Annotated in this window: 9 protein-coding genes; 5 read left to right on the top strand and 4 right to left on the bottom strand. The window is 69.8% G+C overall.

Going from position 1 to position 11,599, the window contains the following annotated elements; translation table 11 throughout:
• Window positions 1–76: 76 nt before the first annotated feature.
• Window positions 77–856 carry an anti-sigma factor family protein gene (locus ACSVC7_RS12600; RefSeq protein WP_448205882.1) on the bottom strand — a complete coding sequence of 260 codons (780 nt, stop codon included), beginning with the start codon at window positions 854–856 and terminating at the stop codon, window positions 77–79.
• Window positions 846–1,418, bottom strand: coding sequence for a sigma-70 family RNA polymerase sigma factor (locus tag ACSVC7_RS12595; protein ID WP_448205881.1), 573 nt, complete (start codon window positions 1,416–1,418; stop codon window positions 846–848). The genes ACSVC7_RS12600 and ACSVC7_RS12595 overlap by 11 nt, the downstream gene beginning before the upstream one ends.
• 186 nt (window positions 1,419–1,604) lie before the next feature.
• Here ACSVC7_RS12595 and ACSVC7_RS12590 point away from each other — a divergent pair, with 186 nt between their 5' ends.
• Both ACSVC7_RS12590 and ACSVC7_RS12585 read left to right on the top strand, forming a co-directional pair.
• The gene (locus tag ACSVC7_RS12590) at window positions 1,605–2,564 is read left to right on the top strand and encodes a metallophosphoesterase family protein (protein WP_448205880.1); all 960 of its coding nucleotides are present in this window, start codon (window positions 1,605–1,607) and stop codon (window positions 2,562–2,564) included.
• A 16-nt stretch (window positions 2,565–2,580) separates the two neighbouring features.
• Window positions 2,581–2,940, top strand: coding sequence for a cupredoxin domain-containing protein (locus ACSVC7_RS12585; RefSeq protein WP_448205879.1), 360 nt, complete (start codon window positions 2,581–2,583; stop codon window positions 2,938–2,940).
• A 44-nt stretch (window positions 2,941–2,984) separates the two neighbouring features.
• Here the strand turns inward: ACSVC7_RS12585 and ACSVC7_RS12580 are convergent, their stop codons facing one another.
• Window positions 2,985–5,534 carry a methyl-accepting chemotaxis protein gene (locus tag ACSVC7_RS12580; RefSeq protein ID WP_448205878.1) on the bottom strand — a complete coding sequence of 850 codons (2,550 nt, stop codon included), beginning with the start codon at window positions 5,532–5,534 and terminating at the stop codon, window positions 2,985–2,987.
• Window positions 5,535–5,766: 232 nt separating this feature from the next.
• Between ACSVC7_RS12580 and ACSVC7_RS12575 the strand changes: the two genes are divergently transcribed.
• Both ACSVC7_RS12575 and ACSVC7_RS12570 read left to right on the top strand, forming a co-directional pair.
• On the top strand, window positions 5,767–9,126 hold the full coding sequence (locus tag ACSVC7_RS12575; protein ID WP_448205877.1) for an ABC transporter substrate-binding protein: 3,360 nt from the start codon (window positions 5,767–5,769) through the stop codon (window positions 9,124–9,126).
• A 257-nt stretch (window positions 9,127–9,383) separates the two neighbouring features.
• Window positions 9,384–9,587 (top strand): YgaP family membrane protein, encoded by a 204-nt coding sequence (locus ACSVC7_RS12570; RefSeq protein ID WP_448205876.1) that lies wholly within the window; start codon window positions 9,384–9,386, stop codon window positions 9,585–9,587.
• A 156-nt stretch (window positions 9,588–9,743) separates the two neighbouring features.
• On the opposite strand, the gene ACSVC7_RS12565 is transcribed toward ACSVC7_RS12570, so the two are convergent.
• Window positions 9,744–10,670 carry a LysR family transcriptional regulator gene (locus ACSVC7_RS12565; RefSeq protein WP_448205875.1) on the bottom strand — a complete coding sequence of 309 codons (927 nt, stop codon included), beginning with the start codon at window positions 10,668–10,670 and terminating at the stop codon, window positions 9,744–9,746.
• Here ACSVC7_RS12565 and ACSVC7_RS12560 point away from each other — a divergent pair.
• The gene (locus tag ACSVC7_RS12560; protein WP_448205874.1) at window positions 10,648–11,592 is read left to right on the top strand and encodes an NAD(P)H-dependent oxidoreductase; all 945 of its coding nucleotides are present in this window, start codon (window positions 10,648–10,650) and stop codon (window positions 11,590–11,592) included. The genes ACSVC7_RS12565 and ACSVC7_RS12560 overlap by 23 nt on opposite strands.
• Window positions 11,593–11,599 lie beyond the last annotated feature (7 nt).

Below are 11,599 nucleotides of genomic sequence, written 5' to 3'. Positions count from 1 at the left end.
CGCCGCCCCCGATCCCCGCCACGCCGGCTGCCGCCATGCCGCCGCGAGCATTGCGATGGCGGATTGTCTGCCTGATCTAAGGAGTGGACCGGCTCGCCTGGGACCACAGCCGCTGGAAGTCCTCCAGTTCCCCGCGGTTGAGGTCTGAAACCGCCCACGCGTCCAGGTCGGGGCTGGTCCAGTGCAGCACGTTGAAACCATGCTCATCGCGGTGGCGGGGCGTGTCGGGCGCCCACATCGGTCCGGGCCAGACGAACAGGTTGATCACATGCCGGGCTCGCCGGTAGACCAGCACCGCCACCGGACGCCCTGCCACATAGTCCAGCCGGCCACCGACCAAGGGGAAGCCCTGTTCGGCCAGATCCGGCACCGGCGGGGACAGGTCGACCCGGCCGTTGAACCATGGCTTGACCGTGTGGCGGTCGGACGACGCGACGTCGGTCAGGTGGTCGGCCATCAGGGACCGCACATGCGAGGCGACGAGGTCCCGCTCCAGCGCCTCGTCACGGCCGGGCTGCGCGATGATCAGGGTCAGGACGACAGCCAGCGCCGCCGACGCCAGCGACAGGCCGCCGGTCACCCAGCCCCACCACCGGCGCCGGACAACCGTCGGTGCCCGGCTTTCCATCGGTGTCGCCTCCGGCAGCGCGGCAAGCAGGCGGAAGGCCAGATCGTCCGGCGTGGTGAAACGGTCGGCCCCGGCGCGCACGCGGCGGACCAGCGCCCGGCGTTGGGCGTGCGCCTCCCGGCAGGCGGCGCAGCCGGCCATGTGGGCCTCCAGCGCCAACTGGGTCGGGAGGTCCAGTTCCCCGTCGATGGCGGCGTCGATCAGGTGCCGGGTGTCGTTACAGTCCACGAGGACCCTCCGTTGTGTTCGCCGCGGCCCAGCCCGCCTGAAGCATGTGCCTTGCCCGCGACAGGCGCGACATGACGGTGCCCAGCGGCACCCCGGCGATCTCCGCGATCTCGCGGTAGGACAGGTCGTCCAGTTCGCGCAGGACGACCACCTCGCGGTAGGCGACCGGCAGGTCGGCGATCAGGCGGTTGAGGAGACGACGCTCCGCCTCCTTCATGGCGACCGTCTCGGGATCGTCGGGCGGATCGTGGAAGACGTCGGCCGTGCAGGCCTCGCCGAAGGAACCGCCCCCCGGCGGCTGGTCGTCCAGGCTGCTCAGCTCCGCCGGACGGTTGGCGCGCAACCAGTCGTAGGCCGCGTTGCGCACGATGCGCAGGAGCCAGGGCCGGGCGTCGCCTGGACGGCAGCCGGCGAAGAACCGGTAGGCGCGCAGGAAGGCGTCCTGCATCACGTCCTCCGCGTCGTGATGGTTGCGGGTCAGCCAGCGCGCCAGATTGTACGCGGCGTCGAGATGCGGCAGGACCGCCTCCTCGAAGCGCGTGGCTTGGCTGCGGTTCGGCAAGGGCGGGTTCCTCGGTCTGTGCGCGGGCGGGTCGTCCTGTCCTACCGGCGGCGCCTCGCGCTTATTCCCTCGCGGCCACCCTACCGCGGGCCGACAGGCCGTCCCAACGGCCCAAGCGGGGAATATTCCCGCGGCGACGCCGGTAGGACCGGGTGCGATGTCCGCAACCCGGAGGGAGGACCGATCATGTCCCGCGACGACGATCATTCGAAAGCCGAACAGGCACAGGGCCTCAGCCGCCGCACCGCGCTGACCTGCATGGCTTGGGCGGGCACGGGGGTGCTGTGGACGGTGACCGGCGGCGTGCCGCGCTCCGTCGGCCTGATTGGCGAGGCCATGGCCGCTGCGCCCGAAGGCTTCCGCTTCGTGCAGATCAGCGACAGCCACATCGGCTTCAACAAGGAGGCCAACCCGGACGTCGGGGCGACGTTGCGCGCGGCGATCGACGGGATCAACGCGCTGCCCGTTCCGCCGGCCTTCGCGGTCCACACCGGCGACGTCACGCACCTGTCGAAGCCGGAGGAATTCGACACCGCCGCCCAGCTCCTGACCGGGATGAAGGCCGGCCCGCTCCACGCCGTGCCGGGGGAGCACGACGTGCTGGACGACACCGGCGCGGCCTTCCGCCAGCGCTATGCCCCCCGCGACGCGCGCGGCCACGGCTGGTACAGCTTCGATGAGGGCGGCGTGCATTTCGTGGCGCTGGTCAACGTCATGGACCTGAAGGCCGGCGGCCTCGGCAACCTCGGCGAAGACCAGCTCGCCTGGCTGGCGGATGACCTGCGCGGGCGCACCGACAGCACGCCCATCGTGGCGCTGGCGCACATCCCGCTCTGGTCGGTCTATCCGGAGTGGGGATGGGGCACGGCGGATGCCGGGCGCGCGCTGACCATGCTCCGGCGCTTCGGATCGGTGACGGTGCTCAACGGCCATATCCATCAGGTGATGCAGAAGGTCGAAGGCAACGTCGCCTTCCACACCGCCATGTCCACAGCCTTTCCGCAGCCGGCCCCCGGCACCGCCGCCTCGCCGGGACCGATGAAGGTGCCGGCGGACAGGCTGCGCCGGATGCTGGGCATCAGCCATGTCGAGTACGTACCCGGCAAGGCGCCGCTGGCCCTCGTCGACCGGCCGCTGGCCGGCTGAGACGGAGGGCGCGACCATGTCCTTCCGTCATGTCCCGGAGAGGGCGCCGCCCGGCGTCGCCCTCTTCCCGGCCCTCGTCCTGGCGCTCGCCGTCATCGTCCCGTGCGGGGCCGGCGCGGCCGACCCCGTTCAGGTGCGGATCGACAACTTCACCTTCAATCCGCCGGTCATCACGGTTCCGAAGGGAACCGAGGTGACGTGGCTGAACGCCGACGATATTCCGCACAAGCTCGCCGGCAGCGGCCGGCCTTGGAAATCCCCCGTGCTCGACACCGACCAGCGCTTTTCATTCACCTTCACGGAGCCCGGAAGCTACCCATATTTCTGCTCGCTGCACCCGCACATGACCGGGACGGTGGTGGTGACCGGGGAGTGATGGGCGAAACCTCCGGGCGCTCTCCACGGCGAGCAAGGTCCCCGTCAGCGCCGGAAAAACGCAACGAGCTGGCGCAGGTCGTGCGCCTGTCCGGCGAGCGACTGGGCGGTCGCCGTGGTTTCCTCGACGAGCGCCGCGTTCTTCTGGGTCATCTCGTCCATCTGCGCCACGGCCGTGTTGATCTCGTCCAAGGCCGAAGCCTGTTCGCCGGAGGCCGAGGCCATTTCGGAGATGAGTTGCGCGACCTGCTGCACCCCCGACACGATGCCACCGAGCGCGCTTCCGGCTTCCTGGACCAGCTCCACCCCCTGGCGCACCTGACCATCGCTGTCCAGGATCAGCGATTTGATCTCCTTGGACGACTGCGCGGAGCGTTGCGCCAGTTGGCGCACCTCCTGCGCCACCACCGCGAAGCCACGGCCCGCGTCGCCGGCCCGCGCCGCCTCCACCGCGGCGTTCAACGCCAGCAGGTTGGTCTGGAAGGCGATCTCGTCGATCACCCCGATGATGTCGGTGATCTTGCGGCTGGATCCCTCGATGCGGCGCATCGCCTCGACCGCCGAACCGGCAACGGCGCCGCCGCTGTCGGCCGCCTTCTGGGCTTCGATGGCCATCCTGTTGGCGCGTTGGGCGTTCTCGGCGCTGGAACGCACGGTGGCCGCCAGCTCTTCCATGGCGGCCGCCGTTTCCTCCAGGCTCGATGCCTGTTGCTCGGTGCGCTCGGCCAGGTCGGTCGAACCCAGCGAGATTTCCGAGGAGGCGGTGCCGATGGTGTCGGACGTCTGGACGATGCGGGCGACGATGTCGCTCAGCCGTTCGGCGGTCCGGTTGGCGTCCTCCTGGATGCGGCCGAACATGCCGCGATGGTCGCCGGTTATGCGCTTCGACAGGTCGCCCCGCGCGAGCGCCTCCAGGAAGTCGACCACGTCCTGCAGCGAATGGGCCGAGGTCTCCGAAAGCGCGTTCATGCTCCGCGCCAGCTCCAGCATGAAGCCATCCTTGCCCGCCACGTCGACGCGGCGGGTGAAGTCGCCGGCGGCGGCGGCCTGCACCATGGTGCCGACCTCGTCCTGGATCCTCAGTTCGGCGGTGGCGTCGTGCCACTCGATCACGGTGCCGTGCTTCTCCCCCTGTTCGTCGATCACCGGGGTGGCGATCAGGTTGAAGGTGCGCGCCCCGACCTTGATCCGTGCCCGGTGCGGCGCGGCCAGCCGGGCCAGCATCTCGCGCTGGGTGGCCGGGTTGCCGTGCCACAGGTCGATGCTGGAGCCGAGCAGGCGGTCGGGCGAAAAGTGCGGAATCTGCTGGCGGATGTCGCTCTCGGCGCGCCGGAACATCTCCATGACCGCGCGGTTCGCGTAGATGATCCTGCCCTCCGTGTCCGCCATCAGCGTGTTGGCCGACACGTTGTCCAACGCCGTCTTGATCCGCATGGCCGCGACGCCGGCGGTGCGGATGTGGTGGATGGCGCGGGCGAGCGCGCCCACCTCGTCGCCCCGGTCCTCGCCGGGGATCGGCACCCGCACTTCGCCGGCGGCGATGCGCTCGGTCGCCTTGGTCAGGCCACTGATCGCCCCGGTGATCGAGCGCACGACGAGCAGCCCCGCGACCAGCGCCAGCGCCGAGCCGACGACCGCGACCACCAACACGATCGCGAAGCCCGTGGCCGCGCCATTGGCCTTGCTCTTGCCGAGCGACAGCAGGGCCGACGCGAGCGAATCCTCGACCGTCTTCATCTGGTCGATGCGTTCGGTGGTCTGGCGAAACCAGACGGGAGCGGAGGAGCCCTTGAGGTCGCCGCCGATGCCGGCATCAAGCGCCACCTTGCGCAACGCGGTCACGTTCTCCAGCACGCGCCCCTCGACCCGGTCGCGGAAGGCGGCCACGATCTCGGCCGGCGCGATGCCCCGGAAGACGGAAAAGAAGGTGTCCTGCGCGGCGATCAGCCCGGCCAGCCGCTGGTATTGCGCGGTGTCGAAGCGACCCGCCGCGAAGCCGGCGGAGCCGGTGGCACGTTCCTGCCCGGCACGCTCCTTGCCCTGCGCGAAGGCGCCGTAGGCGAACACGAGGTTCTTCAGGTCGGCGTCGTTGGTGATGCGGCTGACGACGTAGGTGGTGTCGAGCAGCCCGGCGATCACGCGCGTGTAGAAGGCGAAGGACTCCGGTCCCTTCAGGCCGAGCCGGTCGATCTCGCCACGCCGGCCGGACAGAGTGGCGAGCTGCCCCTCGGCGTCGGCGACGGCGGACAGGAACTCCTGGTACGCGTCCTTGCCGCGCAGGGGGGAGAGCACCTCGCCCAGCGCCTTCGCAGCGGCGTCGGACGCGTGGCGCTGTTCGTCCAGCTCGCGGCGGAACTCCTTGCCGCCGGAGCCGAGGAACAGGGCGCTCGCCCCGCGCTCCTTCTGCAACTCGTGCGCCAGCGAGCCGACGGCCGTGGTGGCGTTGATCAGCGTGTGCAGATGGGAGATGGCCGTCATCTCGCGCCAACGGTCGACGACGACGGCGGTCGACAGCGCGACGAGCGCCACGATGGCGACGGTCAGCGCGGCGAGGACCTGTCGGCTGATTGGCCAATGAGAAAGACGGATTGCCATGTTACCCCCCCAACAACGCACCTGCCCGGATTGGATGCGTTTTGATTAATATTTGAGCGACGAATGTTAATGTACGGTTGATAATTTCAGGACGAAAGAACCTTTCCAGCCTCGTTCCCACCCGCGCTTCGCGCTGCCGGACGGGGGGAAGCGATCACGAAAGCGATCACGGGGGGGTATTTTAGGATCTTTCGGGGTATGCTCGGCCATTCGACCTGTGGGAGCGTACCCGATGAAACGGTTCCTGATCGCCCTGGTGCTGGCGCTGGTCATCGGCGACGTGGCGGCGCGCCTGGTGGCGCAGTTCAACACCCGCGAGCCGACCTTCACCGGAAGCGTGCGGATCGCCTACGTCGGCCGGCAGGCCGGTGCCACCAACCGCAACGCCGGCGAGATGGCCGCCGCGGCGGGTGACCTCATCGAGCAGGTCAACGCCAAGGGCGGCATCGGCGGCCTGAAGGTCGAGCTGGTCTCCTTCGACGACGGCAACGACGCCGACCGCGCCCGCGCCGTGGCGCAGCAGATCGCCGCCGACCCGCGCATCGTCGCCGTCATCGGCCACAGCTCCTCCAACGGGTCGCAGGCGGCCGGGCCGATCTACGCCCAGGCCGGGATTCCCGCCATCACCCCGCGCTCCACCGCGCCGGACGTGACCGAGGGCAACCCCTGGTACTTCCGCACCATCTTCTCCGACGACCGCGAGGGCGAGTTCCTCACCTCCTACGCCCGCGACGTGCTCGGCGCTTCGGGCATCGCCCTGGTGCGCACGCCGAACCGCTACGCCGAGCGCATGGCCGGGGTGATGCACCGCGAGGCCGGGGAGATGGGCCTGCCGATCCTGGCCGACTGGGGCGGCGACCCGCTGGCCGCCGACGCTGCGGGCCGGCTGGAAGCGCTGACGCGAAGCCTGGCCGAACTGCCGCCGGACACGGTGGTCCTGCTGCTCGCCTACCAGCGCACGGCCGTGCCGCTCATCAAGGCGATCCGCGACGCCGGGATCAAGCTGCGCATCCTCGGCCCCGACCCGCTGGGCACCATCGAGCTGGCCAACGCCTTCGCCCGTATGCCGCGCGAACAGACGTCGCCCGGCTTCTACACCACCGGCCTGTTCGTCTCCGCCCCGTTCCTCGCCGACACGGCCAACGTCGAGGCGCGCCAGCTCATCCAGCGGATGGCGCAGAAGGTCGGCGCGATGGACAGCTGGAGCGCGCCCTACGCCTACGACGCCGCCAAGGTGCTGGTGGAGGCCATGCAGCGCGCCGGCTTCGGGCCGGAGATTCCGGCCGACGGACGGCGCGCGGTGCGCGACCAGCTGGCGCAGATGCGCAGCCCCGGGCTCGGCGTGCCGGGCGCCACCGGCGTCACCTGGTTCGACGAGCACGGCAACGCCATGAAGCCGGTGACCATCGGCCAGTTCTCGAACCTGCTGATGTCGTCGCTGATGCAGTTGCACCAGAACGTCCAGAACGACGAGCTGACGCGCGTGCCGGTGGTCTACAGCGGCCTGTCGCCGCGCCGGATCGAGCGGGTCGCCGACGCCCCCAATCAGGTGGACGTCGATTTCGACCTGTGGTTCCGCTTCCAGGGCGACGTCCCGGTGACCGACATCGGCTTTCTCGGCGCGGTCAGGCCCATAGCGCTGGGCGAGCCGGTGAAGTCCTCGTCCGTCGGTGGGATCGAGTACCGGCGCTTCCACGTCGTCGGCCGCTTCCAGATGGCGGCGGAGGGTGCGCAGGCGGCGCAGGGGCGCATCGCCGTGCCGATCGTCTTCCATCACCGCTCCCTGTCGCAGAACCAGCTGATCTACGTGCCGGACTCCACGGCGCTGCCGGCGCTGTCCGGCCCGCCGCTGGCGCGGCTGCTGTCGCGCACGGCCGTGCTGCCCGACGGCTTCACGGTCACCGGGGCGACGCTGTACGCCGACACGCTGGAGCGCTCCACCCTCGGCGACCCGACGCTGACCGTCGGGGCCGTCCCGGTGACCAGCGCCCCCGGCGTGGCGCTCACCGTCGAGCTGGGCCGCAGCGACCCAAGCCTGCGCCGGCAGTGGCTGACACCGGAAGCCGAGGCGGCGGCGCTGGCCCTGGCGCTCGCCTTCGCGCTGCTGCTGTGGCTGAGCGACACCGACTGGGCGAAGCGGCGGCCGCGTGGTGTGCTGCTGCTGCTGGCGGCGGCCACCGGCGGCGTGCTGCTGACCGGCGAATGCGCGGCCTTGCGGCTGCTCATCGACCTCGGGCTCGAACGCGCCATCGGCGAGGCGATCCGCTTCTTCGACCTGCTGTGGTGGCTGGCGTCCGGCGCGCTGCTGCTGGCCGCGACCGAGAAGCTGGTGTGGACCCCGCTGGAGGCGGCGACCGCCCGGCCGGTGCCGCGCGTCATCAAGACCTTCGTCGCCGGGGTTGTCCTGGTGCTGACGCTGTTCGGCATCGTCAGCAACGTCTTCGCCCGCGACGTCACCGGGCTGATGGCCGGCTCCGGCCTGGTCGCGATGATCGTCGGCCTGGCGGTGCAGAGCAACCTGTCCAACGTCTTCTCCGGCATCGCACTGAACATCGAGCGGCCGATCCGGCCGGGCGACTGGATCAAGATCGGCGACAACCCGGTGGCCCAGGTGGTCGACATCTCCTGGCGCGCGACGAAGGTGCGCACCTTCGCCAACACCATGCTGAACATCCCGAACTCGGTCGTGACCGGGGCGCGGCTGGAGAACTTCTCCTATCCCGAGCCGCATTTCCTGATCGAGCGCGCGCAGTACGTCCCCGCCGACCTCGACCCCGCCCGGGTGATCGAGCTGCTGACCGACGCGCTGCGCCTCGCCCGCCCGGTGGACGGCCGCCGCCACCTGGACGTGACCCGGGTCATGTACACCGGCGTGGACGCGATGGGCGCGCGCTACCTGCTCAAGTTCGACTGCACCGACCGCAGCAAGGCCGGCTCGCAGGAGCAGGCGGTGCTGTTGAGCGTCCACCGCGCGCTGGCGCGCGCCGGCATTCCGATGATGCCCCAGATGATCCCCGCGGCCGAACCGGAGATCGCACAGCCGTTGCGGCAGCCGGCGCCGGCGGTGCTGGAGGTGCCCGCCGACGCACTGCTGGCCGAGATGGAGCCCTTCGCCACGCTGCGGTCCGAGGAACGCCAGCGGCTGGCGGCGGCGGCACAGCGGCGCACCGTCGCCGCCGGCACCACGCTGTTCCGCGAGGGGGACGCGGCGGACGCGCTGTTCCTGGTGGCCTCCGGCGTTCTGGTCGCCGTGCACCGCGGGGCGGGCGGGGAGCGGGAGGTCGGCCGCTTCGGGCCGGGGGCGCTGGTCGGCATCGAGGCCCTGCTGGAGGGCGAGCGGCGCCTGACCACCGTCAGCGCGCTGGGCCGCGCCGTCGTGTACGCGCTGGCGCGCGATTCCGCCGCGCACACGCTGGAACCCCACCCGGAGCTGATGGACTGCGTCAGCGAGCTGATGACCCGCAACCAGTTGGCCGCGCAGGAGGTCGAGGCAGCGTCGGCCGCGGACGCGGGCGCGGCGGTGACGATCCGCAGCCGCATCCTGTCCCGCCTGGGCGGGCTGTTCTTCGCGACAAGGAACGAGCGGGTGTGACCACCGGACGGGGTGTCGGTGCCGGGAGAGCTTTCTCCGGAAGCCGGCAAGTGAGGCCATGTGAATCTAAAGCGAACGAAAATTCGCTTTAAGACCGCCGGAACCGGTGAGCGCGTCCCGCGTGGCGCCCGCCATTCCTTGACCAATATATAAGAATAAGCTAATTTATAGGCCGCGAAAAGATGCCGGCCGGAAATGCGCTGGCCGCGCCGCCCTTGCCAATTCAGCCCCCACACACCTGCCGGAGGACGTCCCCAATGACCCTTGATCGTGTCGTGCTCGCCTTTGCCGGAACCGTCGTTCTGGCGAGCCTCGCGCTGGCGCATCTCCACAATCCGGCCTGGCTCTGGCTGACGGCCTTTGTCGGGGCGAACATGCTCCAGGCCGCCTTCACCGGGTTCTGCCCGCTGGCGATCATCCTCAAGCGCCTCGGCGTTCCGCCCGGTCAAGCCTTCGCCTGACCGCAGGCGCATCGACCGGCCGCAAGCGCCGCAGCCCTCTGCGTCGAGCGGGGCTGATCCACGTTCGGCAGGTGCATCCTCCACCTCCGAAAGTGCGGTGTTCTTGTGTGCCGAGCCGGCGCGAGGATCAACTGGCGCGCGCGCGACGGCCCCCATTCAGCCCTCGCCGCGGGCCGCGCCTTTCTCGATTCCCGGTATTTGGCCGATCCTTTCGGTGAGAAAGTCCGCCAGCAGCCGGACGCGCGCGATGCCCGACCGTTCCGGCACGATCAGCATGTTGAGCGGGACCGGGGGCGGCGCATAGTCCGGCAACACCGCCACGAGCCGGCCGGCGGCGAGAAGATCCTCCACGAGCCAGAGGTGCGCGGGAGCGATGCCGCGGCCGGCGGCGAGCGCCTCGCGCGCGGCAAGTCCATGGTCGGTCTGCAACCGCCCGCCGAAGGGCACGACGTGGCGCTCGCCCCGGCCTTCGAGCACGAGCATGTCGCTTCCCGCGATGTTTGTCATTCGGATGCCTTCACGGGCGATCAGATCCCGCGGGTGCGCCGGCGTTCCGCCCACGGCGAGGTACTGCGGCGCCGCCGCCAGCAGGCGCCTCGATTGCCCAAGCGGCCTCAGCTTCATCGAGCTGTCGGTGAGCGGTCCCAGACGCAGCGCGATATCGACACCGTCGCGGACAAGGTCGATGCGCTCGTCACTGAGGCTGAGATCGATCGCGACGTCCGGGTAGAGATTCTGGAATTCGAAGATCAGCCGGCAGACGTGCAGCACACCGAGCGCGGCCGTGCAGGAAAGGCGGATCATGCCGGCCGGCGCGCCGCGGGTGCTGCGCGCTTCCTCGCCCGCCAAATCCACCAGCCGCAGGATCTGCACGCAGTGTGCGTAGTACCGGCTGCCCTCGTCCGTCATCGTCACCCGCCGCGTCGTCCGGCTCAGCAGCGGCACGCCGACGGCGGTCTCCAGCTTCCGCAGATGGCGCGTCACGGTCGATTGGCCGACCCCGAGTTCGCGCGCGACCGCCGACAGGTTTCCCCGTTCCGCGACGCGCACGAAAGTCCGCATGCGCTCGATCGTGACGTCCAATTTATCCGTTTCCCGGCATAATCCTATTCATTCCCTACATGTAGCGGATGACGGCTCCGGGTGCTACCTGCTGGACGGAATCGCCGACCAGTGGGAGCAAACCATGAAAGTCCTGCCAGCCATGAGAGTCTTGATCGTCTTCGCTCATCCCGAACCGCGCTCGCTCAGCGCATCGCTGCGCGATGTCGCCGTCCGGGAACTCGAATCGCAGGGCCACGAGGTGCGGGTGTCCGACCTCTATGCCATGGGCTGGAAATCCGAGGTCGATCGCGCCGACTTCCCGCCGCTCCCGGCCGATGCACCGTTGAAAGTGCCCGGCGCGTCCCGCGACGCCTTCGAAGCCGCCGCATTGACCCAGGACGTCAAGGCCGAGATCGAGAAGCTGCTCTGGGCCGACGCGCTGATCCTCCAGTTTCCGCTCTGGTGGTTCTCCATGCCCGCGATCCTCAAGGGCTGGGTCGACCGGGTCTTCGCCAACGGCTTTGCCTACGGCGTCGGTGAACACAGCGAACAGCGCTGGGGCGACCGCTATGGCGAGGGCATCCTGGCCGGCCGGCGTGCCATGCTGATCTTGACCGCCGGTGGGTGGGAGGACCATTACGCACCGCGTGGGATCAACGGGCCGATCGACGACCTGCTGTTCCCGATCAACCACGGGATCCTCTATTACCCCGGCTACGACGTCCTTCCGCCGTTCGTGGTCTACCGTGCGGACCGCCTTGATGAGGCCGGCTTCGAACCGGTCGCGGAGCGCCTGCGCGGGCGGATGCGGACGCTCATGGCGACACCGCCCCTCCCCTATCGGCGTCAGAATGGCGGCGATTACCGGATCCCGAGCATGCAGCTTCGGCCCGGCGTCGAAGATCCGGGCGCGACCGGCTTTGCGCTTCACCTGACGCGCGGATCAGTTGCGAAGTCCTGACGGAAAC

Source organism: Azospirillum mesophilum (assembly GCF_053470405.2).
Note: the sequence above shows the minus strand (reverse complement) of the source record. Positions and strands in the feature narration are given on the sequence as shown.